Source organism: Nocardioides antri (assembly GCF_008373765.1).
GTDB lineage: Bacteria > Actinomycetota > Actinomycetes > Propionibacteriales > Nocardioidaceae > Nocardioides > Nocardioides antri.
The window spans coordinates 362,683-383,386 of sequence record NZ_VUJW01000001.1 but is presented as its reverse complement, the minus strand read 5'-3'; the positions used below and the strand labels follow the sequence as shown (position 1 = coordinate 383,386).

Annotated in this window: 19 protein-coding genes; 10 read left to right on the top strand and 9 right to left on the bottom strand. The window is 72.0% G+C overall.

Annotated elements, in window-relative coordinates; all coding sequences use genetic code 11:
* Position 1 precedes the first annotated feature (1 nt).
* Positions 2-892, bottom strand: a complete 891-nt coding sequence (gene metF / locus F0U47_RS01870; protein WP_149748603.1) for a methylenetetrahydrofolate reductase [NAD(P)H] — start codon at positions 890-892, stop codon at positions 2-4.
* Between the two features lie 76 nt (positions 893-968).
* On the opposite strand from metF, the gene F0U47_RS01865 reads away from it, so the two are divergent.
* On the top strand, positions 969-2,060 hold the full coding sequence (locus F0U47_RS01865; protein WP_246159374.1) for a polyprenyl synthetase family protein: 1,092 nt from the start codon (positions 969-971) through the stop codon (positions 2,058-2,060).
* Between the two features lie 7 nt (positions 2,061-2,067).
* Here the strand turns inward: F0U47_RS01865 and F0U47_RS01860 are convergent, their stop codons facing one another.
* From F0U47_RS01860 to F0U47_RS01850, 3 genes are read right to left on the bottom strand one after another with little or no spacing between them, the layout of a single operon-like run.
* The gene (locus F0U47_RS01860) at positions 2,068-2,481 is read right to left on the bottom strand and encodes a barstar family protein (RefSeq protein WP_149748601.1); all 414 of its coding nucleotides are present in this window, start codon (positions 2,479-2,481) and stop codon (positions 2,068-2,070) included.
* A gap of 22 nt (positions 2,482-2,503) precedes the next feature.
* Positions 2,504-2,953, bottom strand: coding sequence for a guanyl-specific ribonuclease (locus F0U47_RS01855; protein ID WP_246159373.1), 450 nt, complete (start codon positions 2,951-2,953; stop codon positions 2,504-2,506).
* Positions 2,954-2,962: 9 nt separating this feature from the next.
* The gene (locus tag F0U47_RS01850) at positions 2,963-3,343 is read right to left on the bottom strand and encodes an Rv2175c family DNA-binding protein (protein WP_246159372.1); all 381 of its coding nucleotides are present in this window, start codon (positions 3,341-3,343) and stop codon (positions 2,963-2,965) included.
* Between the two features lie 135 nt (positions 3,344-3,478).
* Between F0U47_RS01850 and pknB the strand changes: the two genes are divergently transcribed.
* The 9 genes from pknB to F0U47_RS01805 all read left to right on the top strand — a co-directional run bounded on the left by pknB (position 3,479) and on the right by F0U47_RS01805 (position 14,331).
* Positions 3,479-5,542, top strand: a complete 2,064-nt coding sequence (pknB, locus tag F0U47_RS01845) for a Stk1 family PASTA domain-containing Ser/Thr kinase (protein ID WP_246159371.1) — start codon at positions 3,479-3,481, stop codon at positions 5,540-5,542.
* Positions 5,543-5,568: 26 nt separating this feature from the next.
* Positions 5,569-6,456, top strand: coding sequence for a deoxyribonuclease IV (locus F0U47_RS01840; RefSeq protein ID WP_149748599.1), 888 nt, complete (start codon positions 5,569-5,571; stop codon positions 6,454-6,456).
* The gene (locus F0U47_RS01835; RefSeq protein WP_246159370.1) at positions 6,453-7,352 is read left to right on the top strand and encodes a DMT family transporter; all 900 of its coding nucleotides are present in this window, start codon (positions 6,453-6,455) and stop codon (positions 7,350-7,352) included. The genes F0U47_RS01840 and F0U47_RS01835 overlap by 4 nt, the downstream gene beginning before the upstream one ends.
* Before the next feature lie 67 nt (positions 7,353-7,419).
* A complete protein-coding gene (locus F0U47_RS01830; protein WP_149748598.1) occupies positions 7,420-7,902 on the top strand; it encodes an SRPBCC family protein in 483 nt (160 codons plus the stop codon).
* Between the two features lie 70 nt (positions 7,903-7,972).
* Positions 7,973-9,028, top strand: a complete 1,056-nt coding sequence (gene aroF / locus F0U47_RS01825) for a 3-deoxy-7-phosphoheptulonate synthase (protein WP_149748597.1) — start codon at positions 7,973-7,975, stop codon at positions 9,026-9,028.
* Positions 9,029-9,067: 39 nt separating this feature from the next.
* A complete protein-coding gene (locus F0U47_RS01820) occupies positions 9,068-9,952 on the top strand; it encodes a zinc ribbon domain-containing protein (RefSeq protein ID WP_149748596.1) in 885 nt (294 codons plus the stop codon).
* 55 nt (positions 9,953-10,007) lie between these two features.
* Positions 10,008-10,322 carry a hypothetical protein gene (locus F0U47_RS01815; protein ID WP_149748595.1) on the top strand — a complete coding sequence of 105 codons (315 nt, stop codon included), beginning with the start codon at positions 10,008-10,010 and terminating at the stop codon, positions 10,320-10,322.
* Positions 10,323-10,401: 79 nt separating this feature from the next.
* Positions 10,402-13,278: a helix-turn-helix transcriptional regulator gene (locus F0U47_RS01810; RefSeq protein ID WP_188111126.1), complete on the top strand. Its 2,877-nt coding sequence runs from the start codon at positions 10,402-10,404 to the stop codon at positions 13,276-13,278.
* Between the two features lie 81 nt (positions 13,279-13,359).
* Complete coding sequence (locus F0U47_RS01805) at positions 13,360-14,331, top strand: GNAT family N-acetyltransferase (protein ID WP_149748593.1); 972 nt, start codon at positions 13,360-13,362, stop codon at positions 14,329-14,331.
* A 33-nt stretch (positions 14,332-14,364) separates the two neighbouring features.
* Here F0U47_RS01805 and F0U47_RS01800 read toward each other — a convergent pair whose 3' ends face one another.
* From F0U47_RS01800 to F0U47_RS01780, 5 genes are all read right to left on the bottom strand, one after another.
* Entirely contained in the window at positions 14,365-15,357 is a 993-nt protein-coding gene (locus F0U47_RS01800) for a threonine aldolase family protein (protein WP_149748592.1), read from the bottom strand.
* 59 nt (positions 15,358-15,416) lie between these two features.
* Positions 15,417-16,769, bottom strand: coding sequence for a class II 3-deoxy-7-phosphoheptulonate synthase (locus F0U47_RS01795; protein ID WP_149748591.1), 1,353 nt, complete (start codon positions 16,767-16,769; stop codon positions 15,417-15,419).
* A 34-nt stretch (positions 16,770-16,803) separates the two neighbouring features.
* Complete coding sequence (locus F0U47_RS01790; protein ID WP_149748590.1) at positions 16,804-18,294, bottom strand: APC family permease; 1,491 nt, start codon at positions 18,292-18,294, stop codon at positions 16,804-16,806.
* A gap of 72 nt (positions 18,295-18,366) precedes the next feature.
* Complete coding sequence (locus F0U47_RS01785; RefSeq protein WP_149748589.1) at positions 18,367-19,581, bottom strand: amidohydrolase family protein; 1,215 nt, start codon at positions 19,579-19,581, stop codon at positions 18,367-18,369.
* 55 nt (positions 19,582-19,636) lie between these two features.
* The gene (locus F0U47_RS01780) at positions 19,637-20,665 is read right to left on the bottom strand and encodes a 6-phosphofructokinase (protein ID WP_149748588.1); all 1,029 of its coding nucleotides are present in this window, start codon (positions 20,663-20,665) and stop codon (positions 19,637-19,639) included.
* Positions 20,666-20,704: the final 39 nt, after the last annotated feature.

Here is a 20,704-nt window from a genome sequence, read left to right as displayed (position 1 = left end):
GTCAGACGGTGATGCGGAGCGCCTCGAAGATCTCCAGCGTCGCCTTGGACCGGTTGAGCGTGTAGAAGTGCAGGCCGGGCGCGCCGCCGGCGAGGAGCTCCTCGCACAGCTCGGCAGCGAGCTTGATGCCCTCCGCACGGACGGCGACCGGCTCCGGGCCGGCCGCGGTGATCCGGTCGACGATCTCGTCGGGCACCGACGTGCCGATCAGCTCGCCCTGCCGCCGGATCGCGTTGAGGTTCAGGATCGGCATGATGCCGGGGAGGATGGGGATGTCGACCCCACGCGCCCGCACGCGCTCGACCAGCCCGAAGTAGTCGGAGGCACGGAAGAACATCTGGGTCACGGCGAACTCCGCGCCCGCGTTGGCCTTCGCCACCAGCACGTCGGCGTCGGCGTCGAGCGACTCGGCGCTGGGATGGCCCTCCGGGAAGGCGGCGACGCCGATCCGGAAGTCGCCGCGGGACCGGGCCAGCTCGACCAGGTCGAGCGCGTAGTTGAGCCCGCCCTCGGTGGGGGTCCACTCGGCGCGCGGCCCCTCGCGCGGGTCGCCGCGCAGCGCCATCACGTGGTAGACGCCCTCGGCGACGTAGGAGTCGAGGATCGCCTCGAGCTCCTCGCGGGTGTGGCCCACGCAGGTGAGGTGTGCCATCGGCACCAGCGAGGTCTCCCGGGCGATCCGGCCGGTGATGGAGACCGTCTTGTCGCGCGTGCTGCCGCCGGCGCCGTACGTCACGGACACGAACGTGGGGCGGTAGGGCTCCAGAGCGCGGATGGCGTTCCAGAGCTGCTCCTCGCCCGCGTCGTCCTTGGGCGGGAAGAACTCGAACGAGAACGAGCGCTCGCCCTCGCGGATGATCTCGCCGAGGGAACGGCCACGACCGGTTGTCATGCCGGGGAGTCTAGGGGCGAGACCGGTCCCAGGCCCGATCGATACCAATCTCGGTGCACTCTCTAGAGTCGTGGCCGTGACCGGGCAGGCGTGGGACCAGGACGACCAGGAACGGTTCCGCGACGAGCTCCAGGCGACGATCGACGACTTCCTCGACGAGCAGGCCGAGCGGCTGGCGCCCCTCGGCGACGACGCCTCCAGGCTCGTCGCCGAGGGCCGTGCCTCGGTCACCGGCGGCAAGCGTTTCCGCGCGGCGTTCTGCGCGTGGGGCTTCCGCGCTGCCGCGCGGGAGGAGCACGACGAGCGCGCGGTCCTGCGCGCGGCGGCGTCGCTGGAGCTGCTCCACGCCAGCGCGCTGGTCCACGACGACCTGATGGACGCCTCCGACACCCGGCGTGGCCGGCCGGCGACGCACCGGGGCTTCGCGGTGCTGCACGGCGAGCAGTCGTGGCCCGGTGACCCGGACCAGTACGGCGCTGCGGCCGCCATCCTGCTCGGCGACCTCCTGCTGTCCTGGTCCGACGAGCTGCTCCGCCGGTGCGGCCTCCCCTGGGACCGGGTCGGCCCCGCGCTCGACGTCCTCGACCTGTGCCGCTCCGAGGTCATCGCCGGCCAGTTCCTCGACGTGTCGGTGCAGGCCCGCGGCCGCGCAACGGTCGCGGACGCGATGACCGTGCTGCGCTACAAGTCGGCGAAGTACTCCATCGAGCGGCCGCTCCACGTCGGCGCGGCCCTCGCCGGCGCCGGCCCGGAGACCCTGGCGGCCCTGACCGCCTTCGGCCTCCCGTTGGGCGAGGCGTTCCAGCTCCGCGACGACCTGCTCGGGGTGTTCGGCGACCCGGCCACGACGGGCAAGCCTGCCGGCGACGACCTGGTGGAGGGCAAGCGGACGGTCCTCGTCGCGCTGGCGCTCGACTCGGCTCCCGCCGCGGACGCCGAGCGGCTCGACGCCGCCCTCGGCACGGCGCTCGACGAGCGGGAGGTCGCCGAGCTGCGCGGCATCATCGACCGCTCGGGCGCGCACGCCCAGGTCGAGACGATGATCGACGACCTGGCGAAGCAGGCGGTGAGCGCGCTCGCCGACGCGCGGGAGGCAGTCGGCCTCGACCCGCACGCGTGTGCGGTGCTCGAGGGGCTGGCAGCCTCCGCCACCCGCCGGGTCCTCTGAGACCCGCTCAGTCCAGCGAATCGAGCCCGTCGGTGGGACCGGGACCCCGCAGCAGCACCTCGAACGACGTGTCGTCGTCGGCGCTTCGCTCGAGCACCCGGCAGACCTTCTGGAACGCCTCCGGCTCGGCGCGGGCCAGGCTCCCCCAGCCGTCCCAGAGGAGCACGGTGGGCTTGGAGAGGTCACGCAGGCAGTCGCGGAGCGCGTCCAGGTTGCCGCCGTAGTGCTCCGGGAGATCGAGAGCGGCGCCGATCGCGCCGAGGACCTCCTTCTTGGTCTCCAGCGCCACGCCGTCGACGTACCCGAACTGCCAGCCCGCGTGCTCGACCGCGTGCTGGATGTCCGGGACGTGGAGGGCGTTGTGCCAGAGATGGACGCCGGCATCGTGCCGGCCTGCGAGGACGGCGGCCAGGCCGCTCATGCCCGCCTCGAAACTTCGTCGGTCATCTCCAGATCACCTCGAACGACTCGTAATGGTCCTCGGTCCAGTAGAGCTCACCCTCGGCGCCACCCACGATCCGACGGGCGCCACGGTCGGGCGATCCCGGTGTCTCCACCGTGTACTCCCGGTAATAGCCGTCCTCATGGTCCGGAAGCAACCCCTCGTAGTTGCCGAATGTGCTGCCGTCCTTCTCGTAGGGGAACGGACCGCCCGCGTCGATGAGCGCAACGGTGTCGGCCGCCTCGGGTGGCAGGTCCTCGAGCGCGACGTACGGCAGGCCGCTCGTCTCGTCGATCTCGGGCGCGCTCGTGGAGTACGACGGCGCCGGATCCTCCGCGGAGCCGCCGTCGTCCGTGCCGCCCTGGAGCCACCACACGACCGCGGTCAGCACGGCGACCAGGGCGGTCGCGGCGACCGCCGCGGTGCGCCTGCCCGAGGCCGGGAGAGCCACGGCGTGCGCCTAGAGCGCCATCGCCTGCGCGCGCCGCTTGACCTCGGCGCCGCGGTTCTCCCGCAGGGCGTCGATCGGCCGGCCCGGCAGGTCGTCGTCGAGGAAGATCCAGGCGATGCACTCCCGGTCGTCGAAGCCGTTGTCGTGCATCAGGGTCAGCAGCCCGGGCAGACCCTTGACGGGCAGTCCCTCGTCGTCGATGAAGAGCGCGGGGACCATCGGCGGCCTGCCGGCAGCGGGGACGGCACTCGCCAGCTGGTGGTCGCGCACCATCGTGCGCACCTTCGCCGGGGTCACGCCGAGCCGGGCGGCTGCGGCGTCCCAGTCCAGCCATTCGTCGACCAGGGCCGCCAGGTCGTGGTCGGCCAGCCGGGGTGCGGAGTCGCTCATAGGACCCATCATTCCAGCCGCGCGACCGGCGACGAGGCCCGGCGTGGTTGCGGGGGCGGCCGGACGCGGCCACGTATCCTGTGGGCTCCGGATCTTCCCCGCCGGAGCACCGACGCACTGCACAGGAGGGTCGCTGTGCACGAGGACACGAACGCGCGCGGCAGGAGCCGCGGCGGTGTCGCGACCCCCGCCACCGCAGACTCCGACCCCCAGATCGGTCGACTGCTCGACGGCCGCTACCGGATCGGCGCGAGGATCGCGCGGGGCGGCATGGCGGCCGTCTACGAGGCCCACGACATCCGGCTCGACCGCGCGGTCGCGGTCAAGATCATGCACGCCGGCCTCGGCGACTCGACGTCCGGCGACGAGGAGTTCGCGGCCCGGTTCGTGCGCGAGGCGCGCGCCGCGGCGCGGCTCTCCCACCCCAACGTGGTGGCGGTCTACGACCAAGGGCGCGAAGAAACCGCCGCCGGTCCCGTTGTCTATCTCGCCATGGAGCTGGTCCCCGGCCACACCCTGCGCGACACGATCGCCAAGGAGGCGCCGATGTCACCCGAGCGGGCGCTCGCGCTCCTCGACCCGGTGCTGTCCGCCCTGGCCTCGGCCCACCGCAACGGCCTGATCCACCGCGACGTGAAGCCGGAGAACGTCCTCATCGCCGACGACGGCCGGATCAAGGTCGCCGACTTCGGCCTCGCCCGCGCGGTCAGCGCCGAGACGCAGCACACCGCGACCGGCGGCGTGCTGATCGGCACCGTCTCCTACCTCGCGCCCGAGCTCGTCGTCGACGGCAAGGCCGACGCGCGGGCCGACGTCTACGCCGCCGGCGTGATCCTCTACGAGCTGCTCACGGGGCAGAAGCCCCACACCGGCGAGTCCCCGATCCAGGTCGCCTACAAGCACGTCCACGAGGACGTCCCGGCGCCGTCGGAGGTCGCGCCCACCATCCCGGCATACGTCGACGCGCTGGTCGCCCGCGCGACGACCCGCGACCGGACGCTCCGCCCGGCCGATGCGGGCGTGCTGCTGCACCACGCACACCGGGTCACCCACGCCCTGCACGAGGGGGTGCGCGAGGACGCCGACCTCGTCGCTGACCTGCTGCCGACCCGGAGCCGGTCGGACACGATGCCCGAGCCGATCAGCGAGCTCTGGGACGAGGCCGAGGTCGCCCACCACCTCGCCGAGCCGTCCGCTCCCGAGGGCACCACCCGCCTGGAGACGGTCCTGCCGCGGCGGCGCACTCCCCCGTCCCCGCCGAGCGCGGCGGGCGGGATCGCCGCGCCGGAGCGGCCGGGCCGGCGCCGGCGCGGCGTCGTGCTCCTGCTCGTGGCTGCGCTCGTCGCTGCCGGCGTCGGCGGCGGCGCCTACTGGTTCGGGTGGGCCCGCTACACGACCGCACCGTCGGTCCACGACCTGCCGAGAGCAGAGGCGGAGCAGCGGATCGAGGACGCCGGCTTCGACGTGGAGCTCGGCGACCCGGTCTACTCGACGACGGTCGACAAGGGCCACGTGGTCGAGAGCAACCCCGGCTACGGCGACCGGATCCTGCCTGGCGACACCATCACCCTGGTCCTCTCCCTCGGCGAGGAGGTCCACGACCTTCCGCGGCTGCGCGGGCTGACCCTCGACCAGGCGACCGAGGAGCTCGCCGAGGCCAAGCTGGTCGTCGGCAAGGTCGAGGAGGCCTACTCGGAGAAGGTGGGCAAGGGCCGGGTGATCAGCAGCACCCCTGAGTTCGGGTCCGAGCAGGCCAAGGACATGCCCGTCGACGCCGTGGTCCGGCTCGTGGTGAGCAAGGGTCGCAGGCCGCTGGCCGTCGGCGACTGGGTCGGCAAGTCGTTCGAGGCCGCGAAGGAACGGCTGGAGGGCAAGGGCCTCGTCGTCACGATCGTCGGCCGGGAGAACAGCGACACGATCGACGAGGGCGCCGTGATCAGCCAGGATCCGGCCAGCGGCACCCTCTTCAAGGGCGACGAGGTCGAGTTCGTCGTCTCGGACGGGCCGGAGCTGATCGAGGTCCCGTCGGTGTGGAACGAGCCGACGGACGACGCCGTCGACAAGCTCGAGGACCTCGGGTTCGTCGTACGCACCGAACGAGCGCAGATCTACTTCAACGGCAGCCGCGCCTGGAGCACCGACCCGCCGGCGGGCAGCCTCGCCGAGAAGGGCAGCACCGTCATCATTTACGTGGTCTGAAGTCCGCTCGGTAGCGTGGCCGGGCCATGCCCGCTGCCTCCCCCTCGCGCCCGATCGGCACGCACGTCCTGGTCGGCAAGAACCTCGTCACCGGTGCGCTGGCCAGCGCGGTCGAGCTCGGCTGCGAGGCGGTCCAGGTCTTCGTGGGCAACCCGCGCGGTTGGGCACGGTCCGCGGGGAACCCGGCCGTCGACCGGGAGTTCCGCGACCGCACGTCCGCGCTCGGCATGCGGGTGGTGATCCACACGCCGTACCTCGTCAACCTCGGCTCCCCCACGCCGGGCACCTACCGGAGCTCGGCCGACCTGGTCGCCCACAACCTCCGGCGGGCCGTCGAGATCGGCGCCGAGGGCGTGGTGGTGCACACCGGCTCGTACGTCGACCCGGGTGGCCCCGGCGACCCGGCCGGCCGGCACGCGGCCGCCCTCCGTCAGGTCCGCGAGGCGCTCCTGCCGGTGCTCGAGCGGATCGAGGGCGACGACGCTCCGTGGCTCCTGCTGGAGCCGACGGCCGGCCAGGGGCGCTCGCTGTGCGCGACCGTCGACGACCTCGAGGGCTACCTGACCGCGCTCGACTTCCACCCCAAGGCCGGGATCTGCCTCGACACCTGCCACGTGTTCGCGGCGGGGGCGCCGCTCGACGAGCCCGGCGGGGCGACCGCGACGGTCGACCGGATCCTGGAGATCGGCGGCCCGGGTCGGCTCCGGCTGGTGCACGCCAACGACTCCAAGGACGTCCGCGGCTCCTGCACCGACCGGCACGAGAAGATCGGGGAGGGCCACATCGGCACCGGCGCGTTCGCCGAGCTCCTCCACCACCCGGCGACCGAGGGCGTCCCCTTCATCCTCGAGACGCCGGGCTCGCGGTCGGTGGACGACGCCGGCATCCCCCTGCTCAAGGAGCTGCGCCGGTGAGCGGGCGTCGTACCTCCCTGCTCGCCGCGGCGGCGCTGCTCGCCATGACCGCGTGCTGGGGCAGCACGTTCTTCCTGATCAAGGACCTGCTCGACCGGGTGCCGACCGTGGACTTCCTGGCCGTCCGGTTCGCGATCGCCGGCGCGGCGATGCTGCTGGTGGCGCCGCGCGCGCTCGCCCGGCTGGCGCCCGAGACCCGGCGCCACGCCGTCCTCCTGGGCGGCCTGTACGGCGTCGCCCAGATCCTCCAGACCGCCGGCCTGGCGCACACCCCCGCGAGCGTCAGCGGCTTCATCACCGGGCTCTACGTCGTCGCGACCCCGGTGATCGCGGCGCTCCTGCTCCGCACCCGGATCAGCGTGCTGACGTGGGCGGCGGTCCTGCTCGCGACAGCCGGGCTCGGGGTGCTCACCCTCGATGGCTTCTCGATCGGCTACGGCGAGGCGATCACGCTGGTCGCCGCGATCCTCTACGCGTGCCACATCGTCGGGCTGGGTGCGTGGTCGACGCCGGGGGATGCGTTGGGCATGTCCATCCTCCAGGTGCTGGTGATCGCGGCGATCTGCCTGGTCGCCGCCCTGGTCTCCGGCGAGACGGGCGTCGTCCTGCCCGAGCGCGGCACGGACTGGGCCTCGGTCGTCTACATGGCCCTCGTCGCGGGCGCTGCCGCGATGCTCGCCCAGACCTGGGCGCAGGCGCACCTGCCGGCGACCCGCAGCGCGATCATCATGAGCATGGAGCCGGTGTTCGCCGCGTTCTTCGCGGTACTGCTGGGCGGCGAGTCGATCACGGTCCGGATGGTCGGCGGCGGGCTGATGGTGCTGAGCGCGATGGTGCTCGTGGAGGTCCTGCCGCGCCGGAAGGTCGAGGCGGAGGTCACCCACCTCGCCGTCTGACCCGGCACCTCTGGCGTCTGCGCGCCGGCAGGAGCACCATGGAAGCGGAGGGAAGAAAGGCACTCCGATGGCCGCTCACATCATCTACCTCAACGTCACGCTCCCGGCTCCCCCGCAGGTGGTGTGGGACGTGATCACCGACGTCGACCGTGCGGACGAGATCTACCGCAGCGTCTCCAGCAGCGAGCTGCTGACGGAGGGGCCGTACGACGTCGGCACCGTCTGGCGCGAGAAACGCACCCTCTTCGGCCACCACGGCGAGGAGGAGCTGCACGTCGTCGAGTGCGAGGCCCCGCGGCGGGCGGTCGTCGACACCCGGCTCGGCCACGACACCGTGCGCACGTCGTACCGGCTGACGCCGCTCGGCACCGACCAGGACCACACCCGGCTCGCGATGACCACGCGGATGATCGCGACCGACCGGACCGCGCTCGAGAAGCTGGCCTGGAACTTCTTCGGCGGGTTCAGCTACGACCGCACGCGACGGATGCTGCGGCACGACCTCGACGACGTCGAAGCCGAGGTGAAGCGGCGGACGCTCGCCGGCTGAACGGCGGCGCCACGTCCGGATCGTGAATTCGGAGGTTGGGGTCAGGAACCCCCGCCTACCCTCGATGATCATGGTCGTGGTCATGGCGCCGGACGCCACCGCCGAGGACGTCGCCCACGTCGTCGAGAAGGTCGAAGCGGTCGGCGGCAAGGCGTTCGTGTCCCAGGGCGTGGACCGGACGATCATCGGCCTGGTCGGCGACATCGACAGCTTCCACGGCCTGAACCTGCGCACGCTGCGCGGCGTCGCGGCGGTGCACCGGATCTCCGACCCCTACAAGCTCGTCAGCCGCCAGCACCACCCGGCCCGCTCCACCGTGTGGGTCGGCAAGCCCGGCGCGACGGTACCCGTCGGCCCCGCGACGTTCACCTTCGTCGCCGGCCCATGCGCCGTCGAGTCGCCCGAGCAGACCCTCGAGGCCGCGACGATGGCCAAGGCCGCCGGCGCGAGCCTGCTCCGCGGCGGCGCCTACAAGCCGCGGACGTCGCCGTACGCCTTCCAGGGGCTCGGCCGCCGCGGTCTGGACATCCTCGCCTCGGTCGGCGCGGCGGTCGGCCTGCCGATCGTCACCGAGGTGGTCGACGCCCGGGACGTCGCCGAGGTCGCCGAGCAGGCCGACATGCTCCAGATCGGCACCCGCAACATGGCCAACTTCGGGCTGCTGCAGGCGGTCGGCGAGTCCGGCAAGCCGGTGCTGCTCAAGCGCGGGATGACGGCCACGATCGAGGAGTGGCTGATGGCGGCGGAGTACGTCGCCCAGCGCGGCAACCTCGACATCGTGCTGTGCGAGCGCGGCATCCGGACGTTCGAGCCGGCGACCCGCAACACCCTCGACATCTCGGCCGTGCCGGTCGTCCAGGTCGCGAGCCACCTGCCGGTCATCGTCGACCCCTCGCACGCGTCGGGCCGCAAGGACCTGGTCGTGCCGCTCTCCCGCGCCGCGATCGCCGTGGGCGCCGACGGGATCATCGTCGACGTCCATCCCGACCCGGAGGTCGCGCTCTGCGACGGGCCGCAGGCCCTCCACGGACCGGACCTCCGGGCGCTCGCGCAGGCCGTCCGCCAGATCCCGCCGCTCGTCGGCCGTGGTCCTGCCGAAGCGGCGACGGTCACTCCCCCGGGTTAGGGTCGCCCGCGACAAAGGGGGGAGTCGTTGGATCCGGTCATGAGGTACTGCACCAACTGCGGTCACCGGCTCGGCGTGGGCCGGTACTGCACGAACTGCGGTGCCCGGGTCATTCGCCCGGACTCTCCCGAGCCCGAGGCTGACCACCCGACCGTCGTACGCGCCGGAGAGATCCCGCCCGTCCCGGTCGCCGCTCCGCCGCCACCACCGGACCCCGGTCCCCCGCCGACGTCGGCGCGCTACCCGCTCTACGCCGACACGGTCGCAACGCCCCCTCCGGCGGCGGCGCGGTCTGGCGGCGGTCGCGGGCGGCGCTCCCTCCTGCCGTGGCTCCTTGCCCTCCTGGCGATCCTGCTCATCGCCGTCACCGGCGGTCTCCTGCTGCTCCTCGGGCCGTCCGAGGACGACGGGCAGGAGGGTGTCGACGGCGGCCGCGATGACGGTCCCGCCGGGGCCGTCGACGAGCTGGACCCTGCGGACGTCACCGTCCCCGGGATCGCCCCGCCCAGCGTCGACGAGGACGGCAACCCGGTGACCTACACGGCTGCGAACCTGCTCGACGCCGACCCGCGGACCTGCTGGCGGATGCCCGGCGACGGCACCGGGTCAGTCGTCACCTTCACCTTCGACGAGACCGTCACGGTCACCGAGGTCGGCCTGGTCAACGGGTACGCCAAGACCGACCCGCCCCATGACTGGTACGCCGGCAACCGCCGCATCACCGAGGTCGCCTGGGTGTTCGACGACGGCAGCGAGGTGATCCAGGACCTCGCCGAGGAACCTTCGCTCCAGCGCGTCCCGGTCAACGCGATCAAGACCCAGGAGATCGAGCTGCGGATCCTCGAGGTCACCGAGCCCGGCGACGGTCCGGACTCGCGGGACTACACCGCGATCAGCGACGTGGTGGTCAGCGGATCGTCGTGAACCGCATGGGCAGCATCCACCTGCCGAGTCGCCCGGCTGTGCGACCGTTGGGCCCGTGGCGTCTGACCTGCGTGGTGCCGGGCCGTCGCGCGGTCGGGACCTCCTCGTCGGCGGGCTCGTCGGCGCGGGGGCGAATCTCCTGTGCGCCGTGGTCGCGTGGTTCTGGGCGTTCCGTGGAGAGGACTACCCGAACGACGGCATCAGGGGTTGGCTCACGGCGATCGTGATCTCGGGACTCGCTGTCAGTTTCGCGGCGGTCATGAGCGGGCAACGGCGTTGCCTGGTCTGGGGTGTGGTGACCGGCTGCGCGGTTGCCGTCGGCATCGAGCTCGGGGCGCTCTTCGTGGAGATCCTGCGACACTCGGAATGAGGACCGTGGGTCGTTGCTGACCGTCACTGACGAGAAGTGCTGTTGGCATACTGGTCTGGTGCCGGACCTACGGTGCCCCGTGGTTGTCGGCCGTGACCCGGAGTGGCAGGAGCTGCGACGCTCCCTGGATCGCCTGCCCGACGGACACGGCGCGACAGTGGTGGTTGCGGGCGAGGCGGGGGTCGGCAAGTCGCGGTTGTTGTCGGAGGTCGCCGCCGAAGGTGTTCGTCGGGGGGCGCAGGTGCTGACCGGGCGGGCGGTCGAGCGCGACGTCCCCCACCCCTTCCGGCCGGTGGCGGAGGCGCTGTTCTCGCACCTTCGTCAGTCGGGACCACCGCAGGTTCCGGAGCTGACACCGTTTCTGCACATCCTCGGCCGCCTCGTCCCGCAGTGGCGCGTTCCTGGCGAGTCACCCGGCGAGGAGTCGCTCGTGGTGGTGGGCGAAGCCGTGCTCAGGCTGCTCGCCGCCGTGGGTGACGGTCCTGGCTGCGTGCTCGTGCTCGAGGACCTGCACTGGGCGGACGCCGAGACTCTCGAGGTCGTCGAGTACCTCGCCGACAACATCGCGGGGGAACCGGTCCTCTGTGTGATCTCACTTCGTGACGAGGAACCGAGCAAGGCCCTGTCGTGCGCTCACGACCTCGCCGCCCGGCGCGCCGCGACCATGGTGTCGCTGCGGAGGCTGAGCGACGAGGAGGCCGTGTCGGTTGCCGCGGCCTGCCTGCACACTCCGGTGATCCCCCGCGAGCTTGCCGAGGTGGTCGTGGCCAGGGCCGATGGGCTGCCCTTTCTCGTCGAGGAGCTGCTGGCGGAGATGGTCCGGGCCCGCGAGCTGGAGAGGACGGCAGACGGCTGGGTCCTCGACCGGGCACCGGGACTGACCGTCCCCGCCACGTTTGCCGAGACGGTGTGGCGCCGTCTCGCGTCACGCCCGGGCGTACGGGACGTCCTCGTCGCGGCGGCACTCCAAGGCAGGAGCTTCGACTGGCGACTGCTGGCGGACATGACCGGCCAGGACGAAGCCACCGTTGTCGGGCGCTTGCGCCGTGCAGTCGATGCCCAGCTGCTGTCCGTGGAGGCCGCCGATCCCGGGCCACGCTTCCGATTCCGCCATGCGCTGACCCGGGAGGCCGTCCTTGCGGAGCTTCTTCCGCCGGAGCGAGCAGCCCTCGCCGCACGCGGTCTCCGCGCGGTCGAGGCCGCTCATCCGGGACTTCCGGGAGAGTGGTGCGAGCTGGCGGCCGAGCTCGCCGAACAGGCTGGGGAACCGTCGCGGGCCGCTGGGTTCCACCTCGAGTCGGGACGACGGGCGTTCGGTAGCACCGCGCTGACGAGCTCCGAAGCGAAGCTGGAACGGGCCCGACGGCTGGTGGGCGACAACCGGCAGCTGGCCGTCGAGATCGACGAGGCGCTCTGCGAGGTGCTCGTCAAGGCCGGCAACGCCGAGCGGGTGGGCGAGGTGGGGCAGCGCCTGCTGTCTCGGCTGGCAGGGTTGGGGGCCCCGCCGGCACGCAGGGCGCAGGTGCACCTGTGGCTGGCTCGCTCAGCCGTCGTGTCCGCCGATTGGGCGTCTGCCCTCGACCAGCTTCACCACGCGCGAGAGCTCGCGGCCAGCAGTGGCGTTGCCGCCAACGAGTTCGAGATCCTGGCGGCTCAGGTGGCGCTCGGCGAGGGCCGCCTCGACGACGCGGTGACCCTCGCCGGGAGGGCGTTGACGTCGGCAGAGTCCGGTCGGCGCTACGAGCTCGCCTGCGAGGCCCTCGCGGTTCTGGGCCAACGGGAACGCCTGCGCGACCTCACCTCAGCGGCCCGGGCGTTCTCGGCTGCGTTGGCCCTGGCCGAGCAGCACGGCCTGACCCTGTGGCGCGTGCGAGCCCTCCACGAGCTGGGCACCATCGACCTGCTGGGCGGCGGTCCGCTCGATCGGCTCGCCCACGCTCGGAAGGCCGCGCTCGACGCGGGCGCGCTGGCCACCGCTGCCACGGCCAGCCTCCAGATGGCCGCATGGTTCATCAACCATGCCGACCCGGAGGCGACCATCGACGCCGGCCGGTCCTGCGCCGCGGAGGCGCGGCGGCTGCGGCTCCCCCTCGTCGAAGGACTGGGGTTCACAGTGCAGGCGGTGGCTCACGCCCTGCTGGACCAGCGGGCCGAGATGGAGGTGGCCATCGACAAGGCCGTCGCCTCGTCGGGAGGCCACCCCGAGGTCCGAGGGGTGGCTCTGCTCATGGCCCAGGCGCTGCTGTGGGTCGTCCGGGAGGACCGCGGTCGGGCACTGCGCGAGCTGGACGCTGGTATGGAGCTGTTGCGGGGGACGCTGGTCACCGCACCAGGCCGGGGCTTGTGGGCCCTCGTCCACGCCCTGGACGTCGGCGATGGTGAGGCGGCGGTGGCCGAGGTGGAGGCGTCGGGACTGACGACCTACTGGCTGATCCGAGGATGGGTGGGTCACGCCAAGGCGGTGACCCTCGGTCGGCGAGGGCGGACTGCGGAGGCCGAGGAGGCCTTCATCCGGGCCGACGCCGATCTCGCCCCGTGCGACTGGTTCCGCCACCACGCCCGCCGGTTGGTGGCCGAGGCGGCCATCGCCGACGGCTGGGGGGACCCGACGCGATGGCTGGCAGACGCGCTGGCCTTCTTCGACCCGTCCGGTCCGCCCGCCGTGGCGTCGGCGTGCCGATCGCTGCTCCGCCAGGCTGGCGCACCGGTGCCCCGGCGCCGCCGCCCGGCTCCGGACCTGCCGGAGCGGATGGCGGCCTTGGGGGTCACCCCGAGGGAGGCGGAGGTGCTGGCGCTCCTCGCCGAGGGCCGCCCCACCAGAGAGATCGCTGCCCGCCTCTATGTCTCGCCGAAGACCGTCGAGCGCCACATCGCCAACCTGGCCGCCAAGGTGGGCGTCGGGGGCCGATCCGAGCTGGTCGCCTACGCGGCCCGCCACCACGGGGGACCGGAATGACCTAAAGATGGGGCCCTGCCCGATGCCGGTGCGCGGGCACGACGCCAATCATGGCCACACCGATTCGTCGAAGGAGTGGCCATGACCGAGACCGGGACCCTGGAGGCGGCCGAGCGGGCGGACCTCATCGTGCGCGAGCTGCGCGAGAGCGACCTTTCCCTCGCCGATGTCATCTTGCGCTCGGCGTTCGACACGTTCACCGGCGTGTCCTCACTGTTCGGGGACAAGGACTATGTCCGGACCCGCTGGCTGGCCGATCCCGACGCCGCGTTGGCCGCCGAACGCGACGGACAGCTGGTGGGGACGAACCTCGTCACCAGCTGGGGAAGCGTGGGCTTCTTCGGTCCCCTCTCGGTGCGCCCGGAGCTGTGGGACCAGGGCATCGCCAGCCGCCTGGTGGAGGCCACCGTCGCGATGTTCGAACGCTGGGGCACGGCACACGCGGGGCTCTTCACCTTTGCCCACAGCGCCAGGCACCTCGGGCTCTACCAGAAGTTCGGGTTCTGGCCCCGGTTCCTGACCCCGGTGATGGCCAAGCCGGCGGTAGCCGGGCAGCAGTCATCCCAGGCCATCCGCTACACCGAGCTCCCGCCTGCCGAGCGGGTCCGAGCCCTCGACGCGTGCCGGGATCTGACCGCCACGGCGTACGAGGGCCTCGACCTCGAGCGCGAGATCCGCGCCGTGGAGAGCCAGGACCTCGGCGAGGTCGTCCTCCTGGACGACGCGGCAGGCCTGGCGGGCATGGCCGTGTGTCATCTGGGCGCCGGCACGGAGGCCGGCAGCCGAGGGTGCTACGTCAAGTTCGGGTTGGCCCGGCCGGGACCAGGTGCTGAGCGGCGCTTCGGGACGCTCCTCGACGCGTGCGAAGCGCTGGCGGTCGACCACCACGCAGATCACGTCGAGCTGGGGACGAACGCCGGGCGCCACGAGGCCTACGCCGCAGTCCTGGCGCGCGGGTACCGGGCGGGACCACTGGTCGGAGTGACCATGCACCGGGCCGACGACGAGGGCTACAGCCGCCCTGGCACCTGGCTCATCGACGACTGGCGCTGATCCCGAACCCGGCGCGCCTCGAGCACCGCCGGGTCAGAGCGCAGCGAGAACCCGGGCCGCAGCCTCGGCGTCGGCGCGGCTGATGTCGAGGTGCGTGACCACGCGGACGGTCCGGGCGCCCACGGCACCGATGAGCACGCCGTCGGCGCGAGCCTTCTCGACGACGGCGACGGCGTCCGGGCGGTCGAAGGCGACGATGTTGGTGTCGACGGTCGCCGGGTCGACGCCGCAGGCCTCGGCGAGGAGCCGGGCGTGGGCGTGGTCGTCGGCCAGCCGCTCGACGTGGTGGTCGAGGGCGTAGATGCCGGCTGCGGCCAGGATGCCGACCTGGCGCATCCCGCCACCGAGCCGCTTCCGGCGCACCCGTGCCTCGGCGACGAGGGCAGCGGGGCCCACGAGCAGCGAGCCGACCGGCGCGCCCAGCCCCTTGGACAGGCAGACCGCCACGACGTCGGCCGTGGCGCCGTACGCCGAGAACGGGACACCGGTCGCCACGTGCGCGTTCCAGAGCCGAGCGCCGTCGAGGTGGACGGCCGCTCCGCGCTCGGACGCGAAGGCCCGGAGCGCCTGCAGTTCGCCGATCGGGAGGACCGCTCCCCCGGCGAAGTTGTGGGTGTTCTCGACCGAGATCGCCGCGGTGCGCACGAAGAACGGGCCGAGGTCGGGGGCGAACAGGTCCTCGACCGCGGCCAGGTCGACCTGGCCGCGGGGGTGCGACCACGTGCGCATGGTCAGCCCGCTGACCGCTCCGTGCGCGCCGAGCTCGGCCCGGGCGATGTGCGCGCGGGACTCGCAGAGCACCTCCTGGCCCGGAGCGACGAGCAGGCCGACGGCGAGCACGTTGGCCATCGAGCCGGTCGGGGTGAACAGCGCCGCCTCGTGCCCGAGGAGACCGGCGACCCGCTCCTCCAGCTCACGGACTGTCGGGTCCTCGCCGTAGACGTCGTCGCCGACGTCGGCGCGCGCCATCGCCGCGCGCATCCCCTCGCTCGGCCGGGTGACGGTGTCGGAGCGGAGGTCGATCACGAGAGCTGACGGGGACGGACCGGCGAGCTGGGGCGCATCAGGTCAGCGTAGGCCCGCGGTCAGGCCCGACGCAGCATCTCCGCGACGAGGAACGCGAGCTCGAGGGACTGCACCCGGTTGAGGCGCGGGTCCACGACCGACTCGTAGCGATGGGCGAGGCCGAGCTCGTCCAGCTCCTCGCCGCCGCCGATGATCTCGGTGACGTCGTCGCCGGTGTTCTCGACCAGGATGCCGGCGGGGATCGTGCCGAGCGCCCGGTGCACGTCGAAGAAGCCCTGAACCTCGTCGAGGACGTCCTCGAACCGTCGGGTCTTGTAGCCGTTGGAGGTCTCGAAGGTGTTGCCGTGCATGGCGTCGCAGACCCAGGCGACGTCCACGCCCTCGGCGGTGACCTTCTCGACCAGGTGCGGGAGGCCGTCCCGGATCCGCTCGGCACCGAACCGGGTGATGAAGGTCAGTCGGCCCGGCTCGTTGGTCGGGTTCAGCTTCGCCGCGAGCGCGAGCGCGTCGTCGGCGGTGGCGGTCGGGCCGAGCTTGCACCCGATCGGGTTGCTGATGTGGCTGAAGTACTCGACGTGCGCGCCGTCGAGCTGACGCGTGCGCTCGCCGATCCAGACCATGTGGCCGGAGACGTTGTAGGGGTTCTCGGTGCGCGAGTCGATCCGGGTCATCGCGTGCTCGTACTCGAGCAGCAGCGCCTCGTGCGAGGAGTAGAAGTCGACCCGGTGGAACTCGTCGGGATCGCCGGCGCCGATCGCCTGCATGAACGTGAGCGCGCGGTCGATCTCGGAGGCCATCGCCTCGTAGTGCTGGCCCACGGGGCTGTTGCGGACGAACTCGGAGTTCCAGGTGTGCACCTGGCGCAGGTCGGCGTAGCCACCGGTGGTGAACGCGCGCACGAGGTTCAGCGTCGAGGCCGACGCGTGGTAGACCTCGAGCAGCCGCTGCGGGTCGGGCCGACGCGACTCCGGGGTGAAGTCGAACCCGTTGACCGCGTCGCCGCGGTAGGCCGGCAGGGTGACGCTCTCACCATCGACCTGGCGCGTCTCCTTGTCCGACGAGCGCGGCTTGGCGTACTGGCCCGCGAGCCGGCCCACCTTCACGACCGGCACGGAGGCGGCGTACGTCAGCACGACGGCCATCTGCAGGAGCACCCGGAGCTTGTTGCGGACGTTGTCGGCCGTGGCGCCCACGAACGTCTCTGCGCAGTCGCCGCCCTGGAGGATGAACGCCTCGCCGCGGCTCGCCGCGGCGATCTTGGCCTTCAGGTCGTCGCACTCACCCGCGAACACCAGCGGCGGCATGGTCCGCAGCCGGGCGACGGCGGCCGCGACAGCGGCCGGGTCGTCGTAGGTCGGCTGCTGCGCGGCGCCGAGGGCGTGCAACTGCTCGAGGGACGGGATCTCGCTCACCGCACAAGGGTACGGCGCCCGCGCCGCCGACGCGCTATCGCGGGTCGTCCGTGGGATCGATGTCCATGTGCTCGACGTCAGCGAACCGCGGGGGCTCGTCGTCCTTGTTCGCCACCAGGTTGATCAGCCAGGTCACGAGCCACAACGCGACGCCGATCACCATCAGCCCACCGGCGATCTCGTAGACGATCCGGTCGCGGTCGACCCACGGCCCGGCCAGGTAGAGGCACAGGACGGCCGCCACGGGCGGCACCGCCATCGGGGCGGTGAAGAACGTCTTGTCGTGGTCGGCCCGCTTCCGCTTCAGGACGAGGCAGGCGACATTGACGAGGGCGAACACGCAGAGCAGCAGCAGCGCGGTGGTGCTGCTGAGGTTCGCCACGATGTTGCTGTCCGGGTCGCTGGTGACATACCAGATCAGCAGCAGCGCGAGCAGCGTCGACGCCAGGATCGCCGCCCACGGGGTGCGCCTGCCGGCCAGGACACCGCCGAGCTGCTTCGGCAGCACCCGCTGCTTCGCCATCCCGTAGATGAGCCGGCTCGCCATCAGCATGTTGATGAGTGCGGTGTTGGCGACCGCGAAGACGGCGAGGAAGGGGAAGAGCTTGTCGATCGGGAAGTCGGGAGAGCCGATGTGGACGACCTCCACGAGGGCCGCGCCCTCGGACTTGTAGATGTTCTCCAGCTGCGACTCCGAGAGGACGCTCACGACCGAGATGGCGACCAGGACGTACAGCAGGGCAGCCACGCCGAGACCGATGAACATGGTGCGCGGGAAGATCCGCTCCGGCTCCTTGGTCTCCTCCACCATGTTGACCGAGTCCTCGAAGCCGACCATCGCGAAGAAGGCGATCGAGGTCGCCGCCGTGACCGCGAACAGCAGCCCCAGGTCCTGGTAGTCGTCGAACCGCACCAGCTCGCCCATGTCGGCGTCACCCTGGGCGATCACGGCGATCCCGACACCGATCACGATGCACAGCGCGGTCATCTCGACGACCGTCAGCACCACGTTGAACTTCACGCTCTCGCCCACACCGCGCAGGTTGATCAGCGCGAGCAGGATGATGAACCCCATCGCGACCGCCGTCTGGACCCCGGTGCCGGGTAGGTCCATCCAGCCGTTGATCTCAAGTCCGGCGAAGAAGTTCTGGGCGAGGGTGGCCGAGGACGTCGAGGCGCTGGTGATGCCCGAGCACGCGACGGCGAACGTCACGATGAAGGTGAGGAAGTGGATCCCGAACGCCTTGTGCGTGTAGAGCGCGGCACCTGCCGCTGCGGGGTACTTCGTGACCAGCTCCAGGTAGGAGAACGCGGTCATGATGGCGACCACGAAGGCGAGGAGGAACGGGAGCCACAGCACGCCGCCGACGTAGCCGGCCATCTGCCCGGTGACCGCGTAGACACCGGCGCCGAGGATGTCGCCGACGATGAACAGCAGGAGGAGCCAGGGTCCCATCACCCGCCTGAGCTCGTGCGGCTCACCGCCGGCCGGCGCTTCTTCCGTCGAGGTCGACAAGGTCGTCATCCGAGAATCCTCCGAAGGTCGGTCCGCCCCAAGAAGGCCACCTTCCCGCAGGTCTTCCGGTTTGGGAAGGATCTACGGCGCGAGTGCCCCGACCCGATGTCCCCTGACCAGGACCGTTTGCGGCCGGCCGAGGGCGTCCGGGTCGCTCGCGAGGTCGCCGGCGACGACGAGCAGGTCGGCGTCGTACCCCACGGCCAGCCGGCCGGTGACGTCGCCGACGCCGCACGCGTCCGCCGCACCCGAGGTGCCGGCGGCCAGCGCCTCGTCGACCGGGTAGCCGCACTTCACCAGATCGGTGACGGCGAGCCAGGCGTTGCCGTGCGCCTTGAGCGGCATCGCACCGGCGTCGACACCGGGTACGACGCGCACGCCGTGCTCGCGCATCCGGCCGGTGTCGGTGTAGCGCTGCGCGAAGAACTGCATCATGTCGAGCCCGAGCTTCTCCATGAGCTGGGCGACCTGGGGCGGTGGCGGCGGGAGCGTGCCAAGCAGCGAGAAGTCGTTGCCCATCGTGGGATCGACGGCGATACCGGCGGCCGCGACCCGGTCGAGCAGGTCGTCGGTGAGCACCGAGCCCTGCTCGCAGAACCCGGTGAAGTGCTCGATGCCGTCGACGCCGGCGGCGACCGCCGCCTCGATGCCGGGGACGGAGTGGGCGTGGGCGAGCACCTCGAGGCCGCGCTCGTGGGCGGCGTCGACCACGGTGCGGAGCACGTCGACCTCGTACTGCGCGCCGAACATGTCGGTGCCGGGGGTGAGGAAGCCGCCGCTGGCCATCACCTTGATCACGTCGACGCCACGGTCGTGGTGGTCGGCGACCGCCTGCCGGAGCTCGTCGGGCGTGGCGGCGGTGCACCCGAGGAAGTGGCAGTGGCCGTCCGGCACCGTGATCGGCGGCCCGGCCGCCACGATCCGCGGCTGGCCCGGGGCACGGCGGTCCCGGAAGGCGAGGGTGCGGAAGTCCCGGTCCCCCAGGTCCCGGACAGTCGTCACTCCGCGCGCCGCCTGCGCGGCCAGCGACCTGGTGATCGCCGCGTCGATGTCCTCGGCCGCCATCGAGCCGACCCGCTCCAGCGAGCCGACGCCGCCGTCCGACACCAGGTGCACGTGCGCGTCCACGAGGCCCGGCAGCAGCGTGCCGTCGTACGACGTCACCTCGCACCCGTCGGGCACGGGGAAGTCGCCGGGCTCGACACCGACGATCCGCGCTCCGTCGACCAGCACGGTCGCTCCGCCGGGGACGAACCGGGAACCGTCGAACGCGTGGGAGGCGCGAAGGGCGAGCACGGGTCGAGTCTGGACCGCCTGCCCGCGCCTGTCATCCGTCGTTCGACGGAGTCTCCTAGCCGAAGAAGACCTGCGCCTCGGCGTACTCCTCCGGGCTCACGACCTTCAGCTCGCCCGTGCCCTCGATGAGCGGCACCCGGACGATGTCCTTGCCGCGGAGGGCGACCATGACGCCGAAGTCCCCGTCGGCGACCGCACCGATCGCCCCCAGCCCGAACCGGGTGGCCAGCCACCGGTCGAACGCCGTGGGCGTGCCGCCGCGCTGCACGTGTCCGAGGACGACCGCGCGGGACTCCGCGCCGGTGCGCTGTTCGATCTCCTTGGCGAGGCGGTCGCCGATGCCGCCGAGGCGGACGTGGCCGAACGCGTCGACCTCGCCGCTCTGCAGCGTCATCCCGCTGCCGTCCTTGGGCACCGCGCCCTCGGAGACGACCAGGATCGGGGCGAAGCTCGACTCGAACCGCTTCTTCACGAGCGCGCAGACCTCGTCGATGTCGAACGGCTGCTCGGGGATGAGGACGATGCTCGCTCCCCCGGCGATGCCCGAGTGGAGCGCGATCCAGCCGGCGTGCCGGCCCATGACCTCGACGACGAGCACCCGGTGGTGCGACTCGGCGGTCGTGTGGAGCCGGTCGATCGCCTCGGTGGCGATGTTGACCGCGGTGTCGAAGCCGAACGTGAAGTCGGTGCCCGACAGGTCGTTGTCGATCGTCTTCGGGACGCCGACGACGTTCACCCCGAGGTCAGCCAGCTTGGTGGCGACGCCGAGGGTGTCCTCGCCGCCGATCGCGACCAGGGCGTCGACCCCTTCCACCGCGAGGTTGTCCTTGATCCGCTGCACCCCGTCGTCGACCTTGAACGGGTTGGTGCGGGACGAGCCGAGGATCGTGCCGCCGCGTGGGAGGATCCCGCGACACTCGGCGATGCCGAGCGGCATCGTGATGCCCTCGAGCGGTCCCTTCCAGCCGTCGCGGAATCCGACGAACTCGAAGCCGTGCTCCTTCACCCCCTTCCGCACCACCGCGCGGATCACCGCGTTGAGTCCGGGGCAGTCGCCCCCTCCCGTGAGCACACCGACGCGCATGAGTCGACCCTACTCCCGGCGGCTCAGGTCGCTACCGTT